This window comes from Sphingomonas sp. SL1004, from assembly GCF_057815015.1.
In genome coordinates this window covers 2,666,280-2,687,105 of sequence record NZ_JBYMUX010000001.1, presented here as the reverse complement: position 1 = coordinate 2,687,105, position 20,826 = coordinate 2,666,280, and the positions used below count along the sequence as shown (strand labels likewise).

Annotated in this window: 19 protein-coding genes; 9 read left to right on the top strand and 10 right to left on the bottom strand. The window is 66.6% G+C overall.

Annotation, left to right across the window (positions count from 1 at the left end; all coding sequences use genetic code 11):
• Positions 1 to 27: 27 nt before the first annotated feature.
• The 5 genes from AC3D24_RS12100 to rpmF form a co-directional block, all read right to left on the bottom strand.
• Positions 28 to 414, bottom strand: coding sequence for a MerR family transcriptional regulator (locus AC3D24_RS12100; RefSeq protein ID WP_489030955.1), 387 nt, complete (start codon positions 412 to 414; stop codon positions 28 to 30).
• An 8-nt stretch (positions 415 to 422) separates the two neighbouring features.
• On the bottom strand, positions 423 to 722 hold the full coding sequence (locus AC3D24_RS12095; protein WP_307088196.1) for an integration host factor subunit alpha: 300 nt from the start codon (positions 720 to 722) through the stop codon (positions 423 to 425).
• 96 nt (positions 723 to 818) lie between these two features.
• Positions 819 to 1,787: a beta-ketoacyl-ACP synthase III gene (locus AC3D24_RS12090; protein WP_489030953.1), complete on the bottom strand. Its 969-nt coding sequence runs from the start codon at positions 1,785 to 1,787 to the stop codon at positions 819 to 821.
• Entirely contained in the window at positions 1,784 to 2,812 is a 1,029-nt protein-coding gene (gene plsX, locus AC3D24_RS12085) for a phosphate acyltransferase PlsX (RefSeq protein ID WP_489030951.1), read from the bottom strand. The genes AC3D24_RS12090 and plsX overlap by 4 nt, the downstream gene beginning before the upstream one ends.
• Before the next feature lie 41 nt (positions 2,813 to 2,853).
• Positions 2,854 to 3,033, bottom strand: coding sequence for a 50S ribosomal protein L32 (gene rpmF, locus AC3D24_RS12080; RefSeq protein ID WP_056054400.1), 180 nt, complete (start codon positions 3,031 to 3,033; stop codon positions 2,854 to 2,856).
• A gap of 217 nt (positions 3,034 to 3,250) precedes the next feature.
• On the opposite strand from rpmF, the gene AC3D24_RS12075 reads away from it, so the two are divergent.
• Positions 3,251 to 3,682: an MAPEG family protein gene (locus AC3D24_RS12075; protein ID WP_489030948.1), complete on the top strand. Its 432-nt coding sequence runs from the start codon at positions 3,251 to 3,253 to the stop codon at positions 3,680 to 3,682.
• On the top strand, positions 3,679 to 5,304 hold the full coding sequence (locus AC3D24_RS12070) for a M28 family metallopeptidase (protein ID WP_489030946.1): 1,626 nt from the start codon (positions 3,679 to 3,681) through the stop codon (positions 5,302 to 5,304). Before AC3D24_RS12075 ends, AC3D24_RS12070 begins: the two co-directional genes overlap by 4 nt.
• A gap of 243 nt (positions 5,305 to 5,547) precedes the next feature.
• Here AC3D24_RS12070 and AC3D24_RS12065 read toward each other — a convergent pair whose 3' ends face one another.
• Complete coding sequence (locus AC3D24_RS12065) at positions 5,548 to 6,207, bottom strand: MBL fold metallo-hydrolase (protein ID WP_489030944.1); 660 nt, start codon at positions 6,205 to 6,207, stop codon at positions 5,548 to 5,550.
• Between the two features lie 80 nt (positions 6,208 to 6,287).
• Between AC3D24_RS12065 and pabB the strand changes: the two genes are divergently transcribed.
• The 4 genes from pabB to msrA all read left to right on the top strand — a co-directional run bounded on the left by pabB (position 6,288) and on the right by msrA (position 10,487).
• Positions 6,288 to 8,048 (top strand): aminodeoxychorismate synthase component I, encoded by a 1,761-nt coding sequence (pabB, locus tag AC3D24_RS12060; protein ID WP_489030942.1) that lies wholly within the window; start codon positions 6,288 to 6,290, stop codon positions 8,046 to 8,048.
• Between the two features lie 51 nt (positions 8,049 to 8,099).
• Complete coding sequence (locus tag AC3D24_RS12055; protein ID WP_489030940.1) at positions 8,100 to 9,299, top strand: pyridoxal phosphate-dependent aminotransferase; 1,200 nt, start codon at positions 8,100 to 8,102, stop codon at positions 9,297 to 9,299.
• Positions 9,300 to 9,631: 332 nt separating this feature from the next.
• Complete coding sequence (locus AC3D24_RS12050) at positions 9,632 to 9,778, top strand: hypothetical protein (protein WP_489030938.1); 147 nt, start codon at positions 9,632 to 9,634, stop codon at positions 9,776 to 9,778.
• Between the two features lie 49 nt (positions 9,779 to 9,827).
• A complete protein-coding gene (gene msrA / locus AC3D24_RS12045) occupies positions 9,828 to 10,487 on the top strand; it encodes a peptide-methionine (S)-S-oxide reductase MsrA (RefSeq protein ID WP_489030936.1) in 660 nt (219 codons plus the stop codon).
• Between the two features lie 154 nt (positions 10,488 to 10,641).
• On the opposite strand, the gene pdeM is transcribed toward msrA, so the two are convergent.
• Positions 10,642 to 11,304, bottom strand: a complete 663-nt coding sequence (gene pdeM / locus AC3D24_RS12040) for a ligase-associated DNA damage response endonuclease PdeM (RefSeq protein WP_489030934.1) — start codon at positions 11,302 to 11,304, stop codon at positions 10,642 to 10,644.
• Between the two features lie 135 nt (positions 11,305 to 11,439).
• Here pdeM and AC3D24_RS12035 point away from each other — a divergent pair, with 135 nt between their 5' ends.
• The gene (locus tag AC3D24_RS12035; protein ID WP_489030932.1) at positions 11,440 to 13,413 is read left to right on the top strand and encodes a potassium transporter Kup; all 1,974 of its coding nucleotides are present in this window, start codon (positions 11,440 to 11,442) and stop codon (positions 13,411 to 13,413) included.
• A 199-nt stretch (positions 13,414 to 13,612) separates the two neighbouring features.
• Here the strand turns inward: AC3D24_RS12035 and AC3D24_RS12030 are convergent, their stop codons facing one another.
• The 3 genes from AC3D24_RS12030 to AC3D24_RS12020 form a co-directional block, all read right to left on the bottom strand.
• Positions 13,613 to 15,016, bottom strand: coding sequence for a M20/M25/M40 family metallo-hydrolase (locus AC3D24_RS12030; protein WP_489030930.1), 1,404 nt, complete (start codon positions 15,014 to 15,016; stop codon positions 13,613 to 13,615).
• Positions 15,017 to 15,084: 68 nt separating this feature from the next.
• Entirely contained in the window at positions 15,085 to 16,035 is a 951-nt protein-coding gene (locus AC3D24_RS12025; RefSeq protein WP_489030928.1) for an aspartyl protease family protein, read from the bottom strand.
• A gap of 222 nt (positions 16,036 to 16,257) precedes the next feature.
• On the bottom strand, positions 16,258 to 18,690 hold the full coding sequence (locus tag AC3D24_RS12020; protein WP_489030926.1) for a ligase-associated DNA damage response DEXH box helicase: 2,433 nt from the start codon (positions 18,688 to 18,690) through the stop codon (positions 16,258 to 16,260).
• 83 nt (positions 18,691 to 18,773) lie between these two features.
• Between AC3D24_RS12020 and AC3D24_RS12015 the strand changes: the two genes are divergently transcribed.
• Positions 18,774 to 19,379 (top strand): hypothetical protein, encoded by a 606-nt coding sequence (locus AC3D24_RS12015; protein ID WP_489030924.1) that lies wholly within the window; start codon positions 18,774 to 18,776, stop codon positions 19,377 to 19,379.
• A 393-nt stretch (positions 19,380 to 19,772) separates the two neighbouring features.
• A complete protein-coding gene (locus AC3D24_RS12010; protein WP_489030923.1) occupies positions 19,773 to 20,771 on the top strand; it encodes a ligase-associated DNA damage response exonuclease in 999 nt (332 codons plus the stop codon).
• Positions 20,772 to 20,826 lie beyond the last annotated feature (55 nt).

Here is a 20,826-nt window from a genome sequence, read left to right as displayed (position 1 = left end):
CGGAACAAGCCCGGGGTGACGTGGAAGTTAGTCCGCCGCCAGAGCTTCGGCGAGCATGTCTCGGATCGCTCGTAGGGCGGTCATAGGCGACTCTACCTGCGCGACGATCTCGCCGGGTCCTGGAATTGCAGGCGCGCCCTTCTCGCCCGCCAGCAATTGCTGGACGCCGCGGACGGTATAGCCCTCGCGGTTCAGATACTGGTCGATGCGCCGCACCAAGGCGACGTCCTCGGCACGGTAATAGCGCCGGTTGCCCGCACGCTGCAGCGGCCGCAACTGGACGAACCGCGTCTCCCAATAGCGCAGGATATGCTGCGGCAGGCCGGTTTCGCGCGAGAGTTCGCCGATCGTCCGAAACGCCGCACCGGCCTTCTGCCCCCCGGCATCCGGTAATGCGTCGTCAGTATCAGGCACCGGGTCGGTCAGTCGGCACCGACGATGCGCTCACGCATCATCTGGCTCGCGCGGAACGTCAGGACGCGGCGCGGCGCGATCGGCACCTCGATGCCGGTCTTGGGATTGCGGCCGACGCGCTCGCCCTTGTCGCGGAGCACGAACGTGCCGAACCCCGAGATCTTGACGTTCTCACCGTGAGAGAGCGCTCCGCACATCTCGGCGAGGATCTGCTCGACGATCTTGGAGGAATCCGCACGCGACAACCCCACCTCGCGGTGGAGGGATTCAGCCAGATCGGCCCGCGTCAAAGTACCCGTCATCGTCATTCACACGCTCCCACGCCCGGCGAACTACCTACACAAGCAGAGAGAGGACCGGAAGAACTTTTGTTCTGCATGCGAACCGATCGATTTCGGCAGGCTTTAGAAGCGGATAACCGCCGCGCCCCAGGTAAATCCACCGCCCATCGCCTCGAGCACGACGATCTGGCCTTGCCGTATACGTCCATCACGCACCGCAACGTCGAGTGCGAGCGGTACGGAGGCCGCCGAGGTGTTCGCATGCTGGTCGACCGTGACGACCACTTTCGCCGGCTCAAGACCCAGTTTCCGTGCGGTCGCGTCGAGGATACGGGCGTTCGCCTGATGCGGCACGACCCAGTCGACCTGATCCGCCTCGAGCCCGGCCATCGCCAGCGACTCGGTCATCACCGATGCGAGGTTGGTGACGGCGTGACGGAAGACCTCGCGGCCTTTCATGCGCAGCTTGCCGACGGTCCCGGTCGTCGAGACTCCGCCGTCGACGTGCAGAAGTTCGTTGTGGCGCCCATCGGCATGCAGCTTGGTCGTCAGGATCCCGCGACCGCCTTCGTCGGCGGTATCCTGCGCCTCCAGCACGATCGCGCCGGCGCCGTCGCCGAACAGCACGCAGGTCGTCCGGTCTTCCCAGTCGAGGATGCGGCTGAACGTCTCGGCGCCGATCACCAGCGCGCGCTTGGCGACCCCGCTGCGGATCATGCTGTCGACCACCTGGACCGCGTACAGGAAGCCCGAGCAGACCGCGGCGACGTCGAACGCGACGCAGTCGTTGATGCCGAGCATCGCCTGCACCTTGGTGGCGCTGGCGGGGAAGGTCTGGTCGGGCGTCGCGGTGGCGAGCACGATCAGGTCGATGCTCGCGGCCTCGATCCCGGCGGCGGCCAGCGCGGCCCGGCACGCGTCCGCGGCTAGCGTCGCGGTCGTCTCGCCTTCGCCGGCGATGTGGCGAAAGCGGATGCCGGTGCGCTCGACGATCCACTCGTCGCTGGTGTCGACCTGCGCCGCCAGTTCGGCGTTCGAGACGCGGCGCTTCGGCAGCGCCGAACCCGTGCCCATCACGACAGACCGGATCATGCCGCCTTCTCCACGTTGCCGAGATCGTCGGCGATCCGTCGCACCAGGTCGTTGCGGACCATCTTGGCGGCATTGCCGATCGCGGTCGCCACGCCGCGCTCGTTGGCGCCGCCATGGCTCTTCACGACGATGCCGTTGAGGCCGAGGAAAACCGCGCCGTTGTGATTGTTGGGATCGAGGTGATCGCGCAGCAATTCGGTCGCGGGCTTCGAGATCAGGAAGCCGAGCTTCGAGCGGACCGAGCTGCGGAACGCGCGCTTCAGCAGGTCGGCGACGAATCGCGCAGTGCCTTCGGCGGTCTTCAGCGCGATGTTGCCCGAGAAGCCGTCGCACACGACCACATCGACCTCACCGCGCGACAGCCGGTCGCCCTCGATGAAGCCTTCGAACTTCATGTCGACCGACGGCGTCGCGCGCAGCTGGGCTGCGGCATCGCGAATCTGGTCGGTGCCCTTCATGTCCTCGCTGCCGATATTGAGCAGCGCGACACGCGGGTGCGGGATGTCGAGCGCGGTGCGGGCATAGGCGGCGCCCATGATCGCGAACTGGACGAGGTTGCGTGCATCGCACTCGGTGTTCGCACCTAGGTCGAGCATCACCATATCGGTGTCGCCCAGCGTTGGTAGACGCGCCGCGAGTGCCGGCCGGTCGATCCCGGGCAGCATCCGCAGCGATATCTTCGCCATCGCCATCAGTGCGCCGGTATTACCGGACGACACCGCGGCGGCGGCGCGACCCTGTTTCACCAGGTCGATCGCGATGCCCATCGACGTCTTCTTCGCACGCCTGATCGCCTGGCTCGGCTTTTCGCTCGAACCGACGACTTCGGGTGCGTGGACGATTTCGGAGTTCTGCGACAGGTTCGGATGGGCTTTCAGCCCCTCGCGAATCGCAGTCTCGTCACCGACCAGGAAGAAGTGCGTGCCCTCGTAGCGATGACGCGCGCGGGCGACACCGGCGAGCATCACTGCCAGCCCGTCATCGCCACCCATCGCATCGACCGCGATCCAGCCGCTGTCGGGCATCGCTTATCCTTCGTTCAAGTTAGAGGTTCCGGATGGAAGCCTCAGCCCTCGATCGAGAGGATTTCACGACCGTTATAGTGACCGCACGACCCGCACAGGTTGTGCGGACGCTTCAGCTCACCACAGTTCGGGCATTCCTGGAACGACGCGATCGTGAGCGAATCGTGGCCACGGCGCATGCCGCGCTTGGAGGGCGAGGTTTTTCTTTTGGGGACGGCCATTTCGGCACCTTGTTCAATCTAAAGGTCGGGGCTCCGAGTACGTCCGGACACGGGACGCAGGCAACCGACATGAATGCCGGCCGCCTGAAGCAACCCATGCGGCCTGACGCTCGCGAAGCGTGGCGCTATAGCGATTTCACCCCGCGTTGCAAGCATTGGCCCGCGGTGGCAGGACCGGATCCGACATTCAACGAGGGGCAACGCCGTGATATTACCCGTGACACTGACGATCGCAGCCGCTGCGGCCGTCGTCAATCTGTGGCTCGCCTTCCGAATCGTGCCGCTGCGGCTGAAGGAGAGCGTGCTGATCGGCGACGACGGCAACCAGCGGCTGCAGGCACGGATGCGCGCGCACGCCAACTTCACCGAATATGCGCCGTTCATCCTGATCCTGATCGGGCTGATCGAGCTGGCCGGCGGATCGACGACATGGCTGTGGATCGCTGGCGCGGTGTTCGTGATCGCGCGGATCGCGCACGCGTTCGGAATGGACCGCACGACGTCGAGCGCACCGCGGGCAGGGGGCGCGCTGGCGACCTGGGCGCTGATGGCGCTGCTCGCAGGCTGGGCGCTGACGATCGCGTATCAGGCGAACAGCGTGCCGGCCGCCAAGACCTTCCAGGTCGTGCCGTCGGGGTCGCAGGCATGAGCGCGCTTCGCTTCCTCCCTGCTGCCGCGCTGTTGGCAGTATCCCCCGCCGTTGCGCAGGTCTCGCCTGAGCGCCTGTCGGCCGACGTGAAGACGCTCGCGTCCGACGCGTTCGAGGGCCGCGCGCCCGGTACGCCCGGCGAGACCAAGACGATCGACTGGCTGATCGCGCAGTTCAAGGCGATGAAGGCGCAACCCGGCGGCCCGAACGGCAGCTGGACGCAGCCCGTCCCGCTCGTCCACACCCGGATGAGTGCCGGCACCGTCCGCGCCGGCGACACCGCTCTGGTGCAAGGCCGCGACGTCTATCTCAGCACGGTGCGCGGGGTCGACCGGGTCGCGATCGCCAGCGCGCCGATGGTGTTCGTCGGGTACGGCGTCAGCGCACCCGAACGCGGCTGGGACGACTTCAAGGGTCTCGATCTCAAGGGCAAGGTGGCGGTGTTCCTGGTCAACGATCCCGATTTCGAGGCGGTCGCGGGCGACGATTCGAAGGGCAAGTTCGGCGACCGGCGGATGACCTATTATGGCCGCTGGACGTACAAGTACGAAGAGGCGGCGCGGCGTGGCGCGGTCGCGGCGCTGATCGTCCACGATACGCCGGGCGCGGGATACGGCTGGAACACGGTGACGGCGCCGGCTGGCGAGAATTACGACATCGTGCGGAAGGACCCTGAGTCGCGGGTGCTGCTCCAGGGCTGGCTGGAGGGCGGCGCGGCGACTCGCCTGTTCGCAGCCTCCGGTCTCGATCTCGCGACGTTGCGGAAAGCGGCGCGGCGGAGCGACTTCCGTCCGGTCGCGCTGAAGCAGGCGTTCACCACCGACCTGCCAGTCAAACACGACACCGCCGTGAGCCAGAACGTGCTCGCCAAGCTGCCTGGCACGAAGCACGCGGACGAGGTCGTGATGTTCGGCGCGCACTGGGACGCGTACGGGATCGGCGCGCCGGATGCGCAGGGGCGGACGATCCGGCCTGGCGCGAACGACGACGGCCTCGGCGTGGCCGGCGTCCTCGAACTGGCCCGCGGGTTCGCCAAGGCGCCCCGCACCGACCGCAGCCTCGTCTTCGCGCTGTGGAGCGGCGAGGAGCGGGGGCTGCTCGGCTCGGAAACCTATGCGGTGAACCCGGTCTATCCGGCCGCCAAGACCGTCGCCAACCTGACGCTCGACATTCTCCAGACCGCAGGCCCCGCGAAGGACGTCATGCTGGTTGGCGCAGGGCAGAACAGCCTCGAAGACATGCTGGGTGACGCTGCAAAGGCCCAAGGCCGCGTCGTGACGCCCGAGGCGCTCCCCGAACGCGGGCTGTTCTATCGCGCCGATCATTTTTCGGTCGCACGGCGCGGCGTGCCGACCTTGCTGCTGATGGCGATCAGTGGCGCACCCGATCTGGTCAAGGGCGGCCGGACTGCGGGGCAGGCTTGGCTCGAGGGCTATATGAAATGCTATCACCAGACGTGCGACGCCTGGGGCGCGGACTGGGATCTGCGCGGTGCGGCGCAGGACGTCGGGCTGTTCCAGACGATCGGGACGAAGCTGGCGAACACGCGGCTGTGGCCGGAATGGCGCGCCGGGTCGGAGTTCAAATCGGTGCGGGCCGAAAGTGCTGGGGAGCGGAAGTAGCCCAACCTCCACGTTGGCAACCACCCCGGCGAAGGCCGGGGCCCAATTGGAAAGGTCGCTGTAACGGGGCGCGGCCTATGCCAAACTTCGTCCCCCAATTGGGCCCCGGCCTTCGCCGGGGTGGAGTGATTGGGATGATGGCACATCCTTCCTCCTGTTTTCCCGCGAAGGCGGTAGCCCAGGGTCACAGGCGCCACCGCTTGGTATCCTGGACCCCCGCCCCCGCGGGGGAACGGTAGAAAGCTACGCCGCCAACGCCCGGTCGCTAACGAACATATTCGTCGCCCGCTCATGCGCGAACGTGCTCGCCGGCCCATGTCCCGGGATAAAGCTCGTATCGCTCCCGAGCGGCCAAAGCTTCTCGACGATCGACTTCACCAGCGTCTGATGATTCCCCCCAGGCATGTCCGATCGCCCGACCGAGCCCTGGAACAACACATCCCCCACCTGCGCGAACTTCGACGGCGCGTGGTGGAAGATCACATGGCCCTCGGTATGCCCCGGCGTCTCGTAGACATCGAGCACGAGGTCGCCGACCGACACCGTGTCGCCCTCGACCAACCACCGGTCCGGCTCGAAATTAACCCCCGAAATCCCGTATTTCGGCCCGTCCTGGTCGAGCCGCTGCAACCAGAACCGGTCCGCCTCGTGCGGCCCCTCGATCGGCACGCCAAGATCGTTCGACAGCCGCTTGGCGCCCCCCGCGTGATCGATATGGCCATGCGTCAGCAGGATCTTCTCGACCGTCACGCCCGCCTGTTCGACCGCCGCCATGATCCGCGGCAGGTCGCCGCCAGGATCGATCACCGCGGCCTTCATCGTCGCGGTGCACCAGAGGAGCGTGCAGTTCTGCTGGATCGGCGTAACGGGCACGATCGCGGCGCGTAAGGGAGGATTTGTCATGGCCTCGAAATAGGATAGCGCGGCGGTTGGAGCAATCGCCGCTTGCGGTTTGCCTCGCGCTCCGTGCAACAGTCGCGACGATGTGGACCGCGCCCTACGTGTTGCTCGATGATGCCCGCGCGGCAGGAGCCCAGGCGCGATTGTACCGCGACCCCGTCAGGATCGTCCGCGCCGATACGCTCGCCGAGGTCCGTCCCGCGCTCGACGCGCTCCGTGTAGCTCGCGCCGAGGGGTTCCACGCCGCCGGGTACCTCACCTACGAGGCCGGCGCCGCGCTCGCCTCGAAGCCGGTCGACGTCCGCACCGAGGGCCCGCTGCTCTGGTTCGGCCTGTTCACCGGTTACGAAGAGATCCCTGCGGACGACGTCGCCGCGCGCCTTCCGGACCCCGCCGGCGCCTGGACCGGTGCGCCGCAACCGCTGATCGACCGTGACACCTACGACGCCAGCCTGTCGCGCGTGCTCGAGCTGATCGCGGCAGGCGACATCTATCAGGCGAACCTAACTTTCGCCGCCACCGTGCCCTTCGTCGGCGATCCGCTCGCACTCTACGCCCGGCTGCGCCTTCAGGCCGGGGCGGGTTACGGCGCGCTGATCGATACCGGCGAGACGCGCTTCCTGTCGCTGTCGCCCGAACTCTTCTTCGCGCTGGATGGCGACACGCTCACCTGCCGCCCGATGAAGGGCACCGCACCACGAGGCGACACGCCCGACGCCGACCGCGCGCTCGCCGAGGCACTCGCGGCCGACCCCAAACAACGCGCCGAAAACCTGATGATCGTCGACCTGATGCGCAACGACCTGTCGCGCGTCGCGGCCCACGTCGCGGTCCCCGACCTGTTCACTGTCGAGACCTATCCGACCGTCCACCAGATGACGTCGACCGTCACCGCCACGCTGAAACCCGAATGCGACGCGACCGACGTTCTCGCTGCCCTGTTCCCGTGCGGATCGATCACGGGCGCACCCAAGCAGCGCGCCATGGAGGTGATCGCCGAAGTCGAACACGCGCGCGTCCGCAGCATCTATACCGGCGCGATCGGGCGGTTCGACACGAACGGCGACGCAATCTTCAACGTCGCGATCCGCACGATCGCTGTCGAGGAAGGCGCGGCGACGATGAGTCTCGGCTCGGGCATCGTCGCCGACAGCGACGCGGACGCGGAATGGGCGGAATGCCATGCGAAGGGCGCGTTCGTCACCGCCGGTCAGCGCCGCTTCGACCTGATCGAGACGATGGCGTTCGATCCCGACGACGGGCTTATGCGGCTCGAGGCGCATCTCGCGCGAATGAAGGCCAGCGCCGACGCACTCGGCTTCGTCTTCGACCGCCACGCCGCGCGCAACGAACTGCAAGCCGCGACCTTCCGGTTGCGCGGGCCACGCCGCATCCGCCTGCTGCTCAGCCCGACCGGCGCCGTCGCGATCGAGGCGGCCCCGCTGCCGCAATTGCCCACCCAAGTGGCCGTCGCGATCGTTCCGCTGCCCGTGGCACCGACCGACTTCCGCCTGCGCCACAAGACGAGCGCACGCGACTTCTACGACGACGCCCGCAAGGCGGCCGGCACGTTCGAGATCGTGTTCGAGGATGCCGATGGCTTTCTCACCGAAGGCAGTTTCTCGAATCTGTTCGTACCGCGAGGAGCGGGCCTCGTGACGCCGCCGCTACGGAACGGCCTGCTCCCCGGTATCCTCCGCGCCGAGCTGATCGAATCGGGCCGCGCGACCGAGGCGCCGCTCACCCGCGCGGACCTCGCGGGTGGGTTCTTCGTCGGAAATGCGGTCCGCGGGCTCGTTCCGGCGATTGTTGCGGTTGCGAATTCGGTAACGCGGGGCGTATAGCCCGCGCGAATTCCGCGGGCTCGAACTGCGGACAACCGCAAAGGTTCCATCATGCACGCATCCGCCGCGCTCGGTCGCATCAGCCCTTCGCCGACGCTCGCGATCACCAGCCGCGTCCTCGAACTGAAGCGCGCAGGCGTCGACGTGATCGGGCTTGGTGCGGGCGAACCCGATTTCGACACGCCGGACTTCGTGAAAGAGGCCGCGATCCAGGCGATCCGTGACGGCAAGACCAAGTACACCAACGTCGACGGCACGATCGAGCTGAAGCAGGCGATCGTCGCCAAGTTCGCGCGCGACAACGGGCTGACGTACACCACCGACCAGATCAGCGTGAACGTCGGCGGCAAGCACACTTTGTTCAACGCGATGGTCGCGACGATCGATCCGGGCGACGAGGTCGTCATCCCCGCGCCGTACTGGGTCAGCTATCCCGACGTCGTCCAGTTCGCGGGCGGCGTGCCCGTCATCGTCAAGGCGGGGCCCGAGGTCGGCTACAAGCTCGATCCTGCCGCGCTCGATGCCGCGATCACGCCGAAGACCAAGTGGGTGATCCTCAACTCGCCGTCGAACCCGACCGGTGCCGGCTACACGATCGACGAACTGAAGGCGCTCGGCGCGGTGCTGGCGAGGCATCCGCACGTCTGGATCTTCGCGGACGATATGTACGAGCACATCGTCTATGACGGCTTCAAGTTCGCAACGATTGCGGAGGCCTGCCCGGAGCTGTTCGAGCGCACGCTGACCGTCAACGGCTGCTCGAAGGCGTATGCGATGACCGGCTGGCGGATCGGTTATGCGGGCGGCGCGGCGTGGCTGATCAAGGCGATGGCCAAGCTCCAGTCGCAGTCGACCTCGAACCCGTGCTCGATCGCGCAGGCGGCGGCGGTGGCGGCGCTCAACGGCGACCAGTCGTTCCTCGCCGAGCGCAACACCGCGTTCCAGGGCCGTCGCGATCTGGTCGTCGCGATGCTCAACGAGATCGACGGTATGCACTGCCCGACGCCGGAGGGCGCGTTCTACGTCTACCCGTCGTTCGCCGAGCTGATCGGCAAGACGACGCCGAACGGTCGCCTGATCGACACCGACGAGGCGATGGTCGGCTATCTGCTCGACGACGCCAAGGTGGCGGTGGTGCAGGGCGCCGCGTTCGGCCTCTCGCCAGCGTTCCGGATCAGTTACGCGACGTCCGACGCGTTGCTCCGCGAGGCGTGCACGCGGATCCAGACGGCGTGCGCCGCGCTGAAGTAAAAAACGATCCTCCCCCGCCAGGGGGAGGTGGCACCGAAGGTGACGGAGGGGGAGGACACGGAACGTTTGTTTCCCTTTCCTCCCCCTCCGTCTGGCAAGCGCCAGCCACCTCCCCCTGGCGGGGGAGGATTAAAGGTTCGAGCAACAATCGAGACACGCGGCGACATCTTTCGGCAACCGGCCGGCAAGATGAACGGATCGGCCACGCCGCGTTAATCGAGAGTTTCTAAAAACGACATTGTGGTTGGCCGGCATCTCTACGACATGCCGGTACGTAGCTGATGCTGACCCATTCGGTCGGCGTCATCATTTGGTTTCATTGGGATCGCATCATGGGCAGCATCGTAAAGTCGAGTTTCTTCTGGCAGTTCAGTGGCGGTTTCGTCCTCGGCGCCATCGGCTTGTTCGCGATGCAACCCGCCGAAGCACGCCAGACCTTCGCCAGCCATTTCGAGCACAGCGTTTCCGCCACCCGCTAGTCTTGCCGGCGCCTTGGCGAATGGTCACAGCAACCCCATGTATCTACACATGAAAAAGCCGCTCCTCGCCACGCTCGCCGCCGCCGGTATTGCCGGTGCGATCCTCTCATCCGGTGCCGCGCAAGGTGCCCGAGCGGTCGTCATTCCAGCCGTCAAGACAGACGTTCCCGCCGCACCCGGTCTCCAGACCGCGGTGCTGGCGGGCGGCTGCTTCTGGACGATGGAAGCGGTGTTCGAGCATGTGAAGGGCGTGAAGTCCGTCACGGCCGGTTACGCCGGTGGCACCAGGGATACCGCGACCTACGACCAGGTCTCCGCAGAAGCGACTCGCCATGCTGAAGCGATCAAGATCGCGTACGACCCGCGTGTCGTCAGCTACGGCACGCTGCTCCGCGTATATTTCTCGATCGCGCATGATCCGACCAGCCTGAACCGCCAGGGCCCGGACAGCGGCACCAGCTATCGCTCGGCGATCTTCCCGCAGTCGCCCGTACAGGCGCAGGTGGCGCGGGCGTATATCGCGCAGCTGGGGGGCACGCGCGCGTTTTCCGGGCCGATCGTGACGAAGCTGGAGACGGGCACGTTCTATCCGGCCGAGGCGTATCACCAGAACTTCTTCGATCGTAACCCGACGCATCCGTATATCGTGATGTGGGATAAGCCGAAGCTGGCGGCGTTCAGGGCTGCGTTTCCGACGATCTCGAACTGAAGAACACGACCCTTCCATCACTACCACCCCGGCGAAGGCCGGGGCCCAAGTGGAATGGTTGAAGTAACGGCGGACAAACCTCCGTTATGAGCCGCTCGCAATTGGGCCCCGGCCTTCGCCGGGGTGGTGGCTTAACACCTGAGTAGCGACAAATTCAGGCCGCAACCGGAAACCGCAGCATCCGGTCCGCCACCGGCACCATAGCCTCCGCGCCTAGACCCACCGCGCGAACGATCTCCGGATGATCCACATCCAGCCCCCCGGTCAACGATCCGAACGCCGGCAGGATCAGCTTCGTCGCGGTCGCCACGAAACAGCGTCGCGCGACCGACTTTCCCCGCACGCGCAACCGCAGCTTCGGATGGAAATGCCCCGACAGTTCGGGCCGCGTCTCCGCCCGGTCCGCCTCGTGCCGCAGCACCAGCCCGTCGACGACCGCCTCGTCCACGACCTCGCCACCACACCGATCGAGGATCGCCGGATCGTGATTGCCCGTGATCCACGTCCACCGCGTGCCATCGGTCATCGCCCGCAGCATGTCCTGCGCCCGCTGCGGCAATCGCTCGCAGCCGTCGCTGTCGTGGAAACTATCGCCCAGGCACCAGACTTCGCGGGCCCCGGTCGCGGCGACCAGCGCGGTCAGGTCCGCCAGCGTCGCGATCGAATCATACGGCGGCAGCATCTGGCCGCGTTTCGCGAACCAACTCGCCTTCTCGAAATGCAGGTCGGCGACCAGCAGCGCGCGCCGCGCCGGCCAGAACAGCGCGCCTTGAGGCAGCGCCAGAAGCGCATGTCCGCCGAACGAAAAGGGAACCATCCACTCGCCATGCCGCCCCCGTCCCCGTGAATCAAGCTGCGACGTCGTCAACCGGGTCGCCACCGGGCGGGACTTGCGCGCGGCCCCAATCGGCGTAAAGCGCCCCGTCCCTCCAGGAGGAGCGCGTCTCGCGCCATGTCGTCCGTAGCCGGAACCCCCGAAACTGCCGTGCCTCCAGAACCGTCGACCGATCTGTCGGCGGCGCATCTGCATCCGCATCCGGCGCTCGCCGCGCTCACGGTCGGTGCGATCGGCGTGGTGTTCGGCGATATCGGTACCAGCCCGCTCTATGCCTTCCGCGAGGCACTCGGCCAGACGTCCGCCGGCGGCATCGATCCGAGCGAGATCCTCGGCGTGCTGAGCCTCGCGCTCTGGTCGCTGTTCCTGGTCGTGACCGTCAAATACGTCATCTTCCTGATGCGCGCCGACAACCAGGGCGAGGGTGGCGTGCTGGCGCTGGCCGCGCTTGCCCGTCGCGCGCTCGGCATGCGCTCGAAGATCGCGATCGTGCTCGGCGCGGCGGGCGCGTCGCTGTTCTACGGCGATGCCATCATCACCCCCGCCTTGTCGGTGCTCTCCGCGATGGAGGGCCTGCGAACGATCCCGAGCGCCGCGCACATCTTCGACGAAGGCACCGTGCGCGCGCTGACGATCGTCATCCTGATCGCGCTGTTCATGATCCAGGCGCGTGGCACTGCGCAGGTGTCGAAGCTGTTCGGCCCGGTCTGCATCCTCTGGTTCGTCGCGATCGGTGCGCTCGGCATCTGGCATATCGCCGACGAACCCTCGATCGTCCGCGTCTTCCTCCCGAATTACGGCATCTCGTTCCTCGCCACCCACGGCGTCACGGGGCTGTTCGTGCTCGGTGCGGTGTTTCTGACCGTCACCGGCGCGGAAGCGCTGACCGCCGACATGGGGCATTTCGGCAAGCTGCCGATCCGCATTGGCTGGTTCTTCCTCGTCTTCCCGGCACTCGCGCTGAATTACCTGGGGCAGGGCGCCTTCGCGCTGTCGCGGCTCGAGGATGCGGCGGCGCGCGGCGTGCCGTTCGTGAACCAGGACTGGTTCTTCCTGATGGCGCCCGAATCGCTGCGCCCCGCGCTGATCATCCTCGCCGGCTTCGCGACCGTCATCGCCAGCCAGGCGGTCATCACCGGCGCGTTCTCGTTGACGCAGCAGGCGATCCAGCTCGGCCTGCTCCCGCGTCTGCGCATCCGCCAGACCTCCGCCGTGTTCGCCGGCCAGATCTACCTGCCCGCGATCAACTGGCTGTTGTTGATCGGCGTGCTGGTGCTGGTCGTGCAGTTCAAGACGTCGTCGGCGATGGCGGCGGCGTACGGCATCGCGGTGACCGGCACGATGGTCGTCACGACCTTGCTGGCCTATATCGTGGTCAGGCACCGCTGGAACTGGTCGCGCCCGTTGGCGCTCGCGGCGATCCTGCCGTTCCTGACGCTCGACCTGATCTTCTTCGGCGCGAACATCCTGCGGGTGATCGAGGGCGGCTGGGTGCCGCTCGTCATCGCCGCCGGGATCGGGCTGATCATCTTCACCTGGGTGCGCGGCAAGAAGATCGTCAGTGCGTTCGAGAAGCGCCAGAGCATCCCGCTCAGCGATCTCGCCGCCGCGCTGGAGAAGCGCCCGCCGGAACGCGTGTCGGGGACCGCGGTGTTCCTCACCGCGAACCCGCATGCAACGCCGGGGGCGCTGCTGCACAATCTGAAACACAACAAGGTGCTCCACGAGCGCAACCTGATCGTCAGCATCCGCACCGCCGACCGGCCGTTCGTCGACGAGTCTCAGCGGGCGAAGGTAGAACGCGTCGACGACAATTTCTCGATCGTCGTGCTGACCTACGGGTTCATGGAATCCCCTGACGTGCCCCGCGATCTCGGCGTCGGCAACAAGACCGAGCAGCTCGGGCTCGACCCGATGCGCACCTCGTTCTTCATCGGCCGCAATACGCTGAAACCCGATGCGGAAAAGGGCATGCCGCCCTGGCAGGACCGAATCTTCCTGTTCCTGCAAAGGAACGCCAGCGACCCCACCGACTTCCTGAAGATCCCGCCGGGCAAGGTGCTCGAACTAGGCGAACAGGTCACGGTGTAAGCCGAGCGCGGGGCGAACGGTTTCGAGGCGAAAAGCGCGTACTCCCTCGCCCCTCCGGGGAGAGGGAAGGGGCCCGCGGCACTTGCCGTGGGAAGGGAGAGGGGCGTTGGGACGCACAGTCTCGAGCCTCACGCCCCTCTCCCTTCCGTCGCCTAAGGCTCCTCCCTCCCTCTCCCCGAAGGGGCGAGGGACGTAGCGTTCACCCCGCGAATGCTTTGACCAAGTCGAAGAGGTAGTCGCGGCCATCATACAGCGACTCCACCCGGATCCGCTCGTTCAGGCCGTGAATCCCCCCCATGTCCTTGTCGATAAACACCCCCGGAGCGCCATAGACCGGAATCCCGATCGCCTCGAAGAAAATGCCGTCGGTCGCCCCCGTCGACATCAGCGGCAGGATCGGCAGGCCGGGGAAGTGCTTCGCCGCGACCTTCGTCACCGGCCCCATGATCTTCGGATCGAGCGTCGGCGGGATCGCGGTCGGCCGCACCGGCTGGTTCGCGGTCACGGTCACCTTCGCGCCTGCCAGTTCCTTCAGCTTGGCGAGCGTGCCCTCGACCGTCTCCCCCGGAAAGATCCGGCAATTGACGTTCGCCGTCGCGCGCTGCGGCAAGGCGTTCTCCGCATGCCCCGCGCTCAGCAACGTCGCCACGCAGGTCGTCCGGAGCGTCGAATGCAACGCCTTGTCGCGGCTGACGATCGCATCCGCGGCCTTGTCCTCGGGATTGGCGAGCAGCTTCGTGATCGCATCCCCCATCTCGCCCGGCATCGCCTTCGCGCTGGCTGCAAAGAACACCTTGGTCGTATCGGTGAACTTCACCGGGAACTCGTAGCCCTGCACCGCCTTCACCGCATCGGCGAGCTCGTAGATCGCGTTCTCGGGAATCGGCTGCGAGCTGTGCCCGCCCGGGTTGGTGGCCAGGAACGTGTAGTTCTGCGCCGCCTTCTCGCCGACCTGGATCGCCAGCAGCTGGCGCTTGCCGTTATCGTCGAGCCGCCCGCCGCCGCCTTCGTTCAGCGCGAACTCCGCCGCGATCAGGTCGGGCTTCGACTTCGCCAGATACTGCGCGCCGTTCCACGCGAACGTCGTCTCCTCGCCGCAGGTCAGCGCAAGCTTGATCGTGCGCTTCGGCTTGTAGCCGCTCGTCTTGAAGCGGATCATCGCGTCGGACCAGATCGCCGCCTGCGCCTTGTCGTCGACGGTGCCGCGCGCGTAATAATAGCCGCCTTCCTCGATCAGCTTGAACGGATCGCGCACCCAATCCTCGCGCTTGGCCTCGACCACGTCGAGATGCGCGAGCAGCAGCATCGGCTTGATCGACGCGTCCGACCCCTTCAGCACCGCGACCAGCCCGCCGTCCTTGGGATGCTCGGGCACCGAGAAATAGGTGATGTCGCCGTCCGCATAGCCTGCCGTCTTCAGCCGCGCGCCGATCTGCGCCGCGGCCTGCGTGCAGCTGCCGACCGACAGCGACGTGTTGGTCTCGACCAGCTCCTTGTAGAGCCCGAGAAACGCCTTCTGGTCGGGCCGCGACTGCGCCTGTGCGGAGACCGGCGTCGTCAGAATCGCTGCCGTGAGTAGCCAACCAGTCGCGCGCATCGTCATCCCCTTGATCGTTTATGCGCGGAGAGTTGCAGCGAACGCACGCCGACGCAACCTCGACGATTTGGCGCTCAACGACGCGTTCCGCGGGGCAGCGCCAGCCGCACCTCGCGGTTGGCGAAATCGATGTCGACGCGGCGGAAGAATTGCAGGACGTCCATGCCGAGCAGGATCGCCGGTCGCTCGGCCAGCCCGAACTGGCGGAACGGCGGCGCGTCGACTGCGGTGAACGCGACGGGCAGGTCGCCCAGCATCAGGCCACCGATCGTGACGCGGTCGATCGTGGTGTAGTCGGCGACTACCGTCTCGCCGGTGACGCCGGTCAGCGACACGGGCTGGGTGGCGACCGCCTTGCGCATCTTTCGCCGGAGCGCGGCGTTGCCCATGCTCACCGACGATCCGGTATCGAGGATCACGCGGATGCGGACGCCGTTGCAATAGGCGTCGGTGACGACGAGCTGCCCGAACAGGCTGCGCGCGCGAATCACGATCTCGTCGGGCGCCGCGCGATCCCGGCTGCGGCGTTTGCTCGAAGGCGTGACGGTCATCGTCTTCGTGTCGAAATCGATTTCCACGGCATGGTCCTGCAACGTGTCGATCCCGAGCAACCCGCGCGCGCCGAGATAGCGTGCGCTGATCGCGGGTGCCTCGATCGGCGCGCTGCCGATCACGCTGACCTTCAGCGACGGGATGACGACCGTCGCGATGCTGTCCGATCCGGTCATGCCGGTGACGCGCACCGTATGTCCCGGCGCGAGCCCCAGCGTCGCCGCCAGCTCGCGCGAGATCACGGTCCGCTGCGCGCCGGTATCGACGATAAAGGGGAATGGTCCTGCCCCCGCGATCGTCACGGGCACCGTCATCCGGGTTTCGTTGTCGCCGAACAGCAGCGTGGCGGGGTCCGGCTCTGCTGCGGATGCTGCACTGGGCGGGGGTGCAGCATTCGTTTGCGAAAATGCGGCGTCCTGAGCGCTAGCCTGGGCGGATATGACGAGCAGCAACGGGCCGAACCACCTGTGCATGCTGCAAATGCTGCGCCTGATTTTGCAGGTGTGCAACTGTCGTTGTCAGGGACGAACGCCCGTCACAAGCGGCACCACCCCGGCGGAGGCCGGGGCCCAGTTGGAAAGGTGGCAATAACGGCCAGTTGCCCTTCGTTAGCAACGTTCCCCAACTGGGCCCCAGCCTCCGCCGAGGTGGTGGATTTCGGGGTTCCGTGTGGCGGGGCGCGGCGGCGTTCGCCCTCAATCAGGTCGCATAGCATCCGCGATCATCGCTTCCGCCTCGATCAACAACGCGTCGTCCGAACTGTTCGTCGAGATCTTCTCGCGCCCGATCAACGTCAGCACCGGCACCGCCAGCGGCGTCACCCGCTCCAGATCGACATGCACCATCGTCGCCGCCGCGCGATCGAGCAGCGATGCCAGCCGCCCGACATCGGTCATCCGCGCGCGCGCATCCGCCCAGGCTGCCTCCAGCAACAGATGCGTCGGCTCGTATTTTCGCAGCACGTCGTAGATCAAATCGGTCGAGAACGTCACTTGTTTACCGGTCTTGCGCTTGCCCGGATGCTGGCGCTCGACCAGCCCCCCGATCACCGCGACCTCGCGAAACGCACGCTTCAGCAGGTGCGATTGCTGCACCCATTCGACGAACTCATGCTCGAGGATATCCGCCGAGAACAGTGCCGCCGGATCGGTGATCTTTTCCAGCCCGTACACCGCCAGCGCGTAATCATTGGCTACGAAGCCAAGCGGTTTCAGCCCCTGCGTCTCCATCCGCCGCGTGATCAGCATGCCGAGCGACTGGTGCGCGTTCCACCCTTCGAAGCTGTACGCGACCATGTAATGCCGCCCCTCGCGCGGGAACGTCTCGACCAGCAGCTGGCCGGGCTCGGGCATGACCGATCGATACGCCTGCATCTCCAGCCACTCGCGTACGTCGTCGGGAAACCGCGCCCAGTCGCCGGGATGCGCGAGGAACCCGCGGACGCGATCGGCGAGGTTGGTCGACAGCGGCATCCGGCTGCCGCCATAGGTCGGGATCCGCGCAGGCTTCGACGTCGCGCGCACCACCAGATCCTCAAGGTCGATCTTCATCACCTCAAGGCTCAATCCGGCGAAGAAGAACGTGTCCCCGTGGCTCAGCTGCGCCGCGAACGCCTCCTCGACACGACCCAGCACGCGGCCATTGCCGAACCGCACGTTGAGCATCGTCGCCTCGACGATGATCCCTGCGTTCAATCGGTGCTGGCCGATGAATTTCGGATGGCTAACCCGCCATGTCCCGTCCGCGTCCTTGGTTAGCCGCTTGAACCGGTCATACGCCTTCAGCGAATACCCCCCGTCGCTGATGAAGTGCAGCACGCGCTCGAACGTCTCGGTCGGTAGCGCGGAATAGGGGAGGGCTGAGCGGATCTCGTCGAGCAACGCAGCTTCGTGGAACGGGGCCGCGCATGCGCACGCCATCACGTGCTGCGCCAGCACGTCGAGCGCACCGACCCGAAAAATGTCCGCATCGAGCTCGCCCGCCTCGACCGCGTCGAGCGCCGCGCGCGCCTCGAGATATTCGAACCGGTTGCCCGGCACGACGATTGCCTGCGACGATTCGTCGAGCCGGTGATTGGCACGCCCGATCCGCTGCAACAGCCGCGACGACCCCTTCGGCGCACCCATCTGGATCACGCAATCGACATTGCCCCAATCGACGCCCAGGTCGAGGCTCGACGTCGCGACCAGCGCGCGGAGTTTTCCCTCCGCCATCGCGTTCTCGACTTTCCGTCGCGCTTCCTTGGCAAGGCTGCCGTGGTGGACGCCGATCGGCAGATTGCCCGCATTCACCTTCCACAGATCCTGGAAGATCAGCTCGGCGAGGCTGCGCGTGTTGCAGAACACGATCGAGGTCTCGTGCGCCTCGATCTCCGCCATCACCTGCGCGGCGGCATAGCGGCCCGAATGCCCCGACCACGGCACGCGGCCCTCGGGCAGCAGGATCGCGATGTTGGGATCCGCACCCGCCTCGCCGCGGACCATCGCGACCTGGTCGATATCGCCGTCGGGGGCGAGCCACGCGCGATAGCCGTCGGCATCCGCGACCGTCGCCGACAGCGCGACGCGCCGCATCCCCGGCGAAATCTTTTGCAACCGCGCCATGCAGAGCGACAGCAGGTCGCCGCGCTTGCCGGTCGCGAATGCGTGGACCTCGTCGACCACGATCGTGCGGAGATTCTCGAACATCGTGATGCTGTCGGGATAGCTCAGCAGTAGCGACAGCGATTCGGGTGTGGTCAGCAGGATTTGCGGCGGCTTGATCCGTTGCCGCGCTTTCCGGTCGGAGGGGGTGTCGCCGGTACGTGTCTCGACGCGGATATCCACACCCATCTCGTCGATCGGTGTCAGCAAATTGCGCTGCACGTCGACCGCCAACGCTTTGAGCGGCGATACGTAAAGTGTGTGCAAACCAGAGGTCGGCGCCTCGATCAGCTCGACAAGCGTCGGCAGGAACCCTGCGAGCGTCTTCCCCGCGCCGGTCGCCGCGACCAGCAGGGCATGATGCCCCGCGCGGCCCTCGGCGAGCATTTCGAGCTGATGCCGCCGCGGCCGCCAACCCCTCGCGGCAAACCAGTTTTCCAAGGGGGAGGGGAGGTCGCTCACGGCCTGTTCACGCATCGTCGTCATATGGGGGCATCGCGCCGCACCGCTATGGACCGCACGCGTAACGACCGCCAATTTGGCCAAAGCTCTGTTGTGAAAGACGATCGGTGTCGCTTTTTCGTTATCTCCTGCCCCTGCCGTTGCTCGCACTCCTGCCGTTCGCCAATGCCACTGCCGCCAACAAGTCGTTCGTCGGCGGCGGCGGAATGGTCCGCCTCTCGCATCCGTCGAGCGTCATGCCGACGCGCAACTTTGCCGGCCGCGCGCTGCTGAACAGCGGCTGGCGCCAGATGTGGGACGGCACGCCGGTCGGCCGCGGCGTCGGCATCGTCCGCTTCTGGCAGGTCGCCAAACCGACCGACGGCCAGGGCCAGGTCACCGAGATGATCCAGGTCGGCTTCAGCCGGAGCGCGGCCGTGGTCGCCGAGTGCGGCACCGCGGGGCTGGTTTCCGGCAGTGCGAAGCGGCTTCCCAACCGGATGCTCGGTGGCCACCGCTGGACGGTCTACACCAACGGCGACGCAGGCATGAGCCAGCGGGTCAACGCGACCAACTTCCGCAGCGTCATCAATGGTGCGTGCTATGCGATCGACCGGATCTCCTATGCGGTGAAGGCGGCGGCACCGGCGGGCCGGAATGCGCCGCCCCAGGCGGTCGCGGCGGCGCGGATGGATGAGATTTTGGCGACGATCAAGGTCGGCAGACGGCGGTAAAGAATGGACTCGCGATCCTCCCCCGCCAGGGCGAGGTGGCTGGCACTTGCCAGACGGAGGGGGCGGAAAGGGTAACCTGCGTTCCGTATCCGCCCCCTCCGTCACCTTCGGCGACACCTCCCCCTAGCGGGGGAGGATCGTTCGACACCGGTACGGCTTCACGACGGCAATGCCGCCTCAAGTCAGGCTCGTCTCGAACAGTCGGCGCGCCCGCAACTAACAGGTCGTCACCCCGGATCCGTTCCCGGGTCCACCGTTCCGCGATCTCACTACTTTCGATTCCGCGGAACCGTGGATGCCGGAACCAGTCCGGCATGACGGAGACATCGTTCATGCCACCACGCCCGCGCAGGTAGTCACGGCACCGCACCCCGCGTCACGCGTTACTACCCCATGGCAAAACTCGGCGACTGGCTCGAACCGCATCCGCACGGCATCCTCGTCAAGCCGATCGACGCCTGGATCGATCCTTCGATCCCCAGTGCAAAGGCGCTCGTCACGCACGGCCACGCCGATCATGCGCGTGGTGGCCACGATGCGGTCTGGGCCACGCCCGAGACGCTCGCGATCATGGACGCGCGCTACGGTCCGCAAGCCGGAAACCCGGTTGCCTACGGCGAGACGATCCGGATGGGGGAGGTGGATATCGGCTTCGTCCCCGCCGGCCACGTCCTCGGCTCCGCGCAGATCGTGCTCGATTACCGCGGCGAGCGGATCGTCGTCTCGGGCGACTACAAGCGCCGCGCGGACCCGACCTGCACGCCGTTCGAACCCGTCAAATGCGACGTCTTCATCACCGAGGCGACCTTCGGCCTGCCGGTGTTCCGCCATCCCGACACCGGCGACGAGATCGACAAGCTGATCGCCGCGCTCCACGCCAACCCGGACCGCTGCGTCGTGGTCGGTGCCTATGCGCTCGGCAAGGCGCAGCGCGTGATCGCCGAACTGCGCGAGCGAGGCCACGCAGCGCCGATCTACATCCACGGCGCGCTGCAAAAGCTGTGCGACCTGTATGCCGAGCACGGCGTCCGGCTTGGCGAACTGCTCCCCGTGGCGGACGCGAAGAAGGCGGACATGGCGGGGCATGTCGTGATGTGCCCGCCCGGCGCGCTCAACGACCGCTGGTCGCGGCGGCTGCCCGATCCGATCACCGCGATGGCGAGCGGGTGGATGCGCGTGCGGGGCCGTGCGCGACAGAAGAACGTCGAGCTCCCGTTGATCCTCAGCGACCACGCCGACTGGGACGAACTCACCACGACGCTGACCGAGATCGCGCCGCAGGAAGTATGGGTCACGCACGGCCGCGAGGACGCGCTGGTTCACTGGTGCATGACCCGCCAGATCAAGGCCCGCGCGCTGGCGCTGGTCGGGTTCGAGGACGAGGACGACTGAGTCCTTGCGCTTTGTGGAGGCTGCGGCAGGATAGGACATTGCCCCTGTCGCAAGG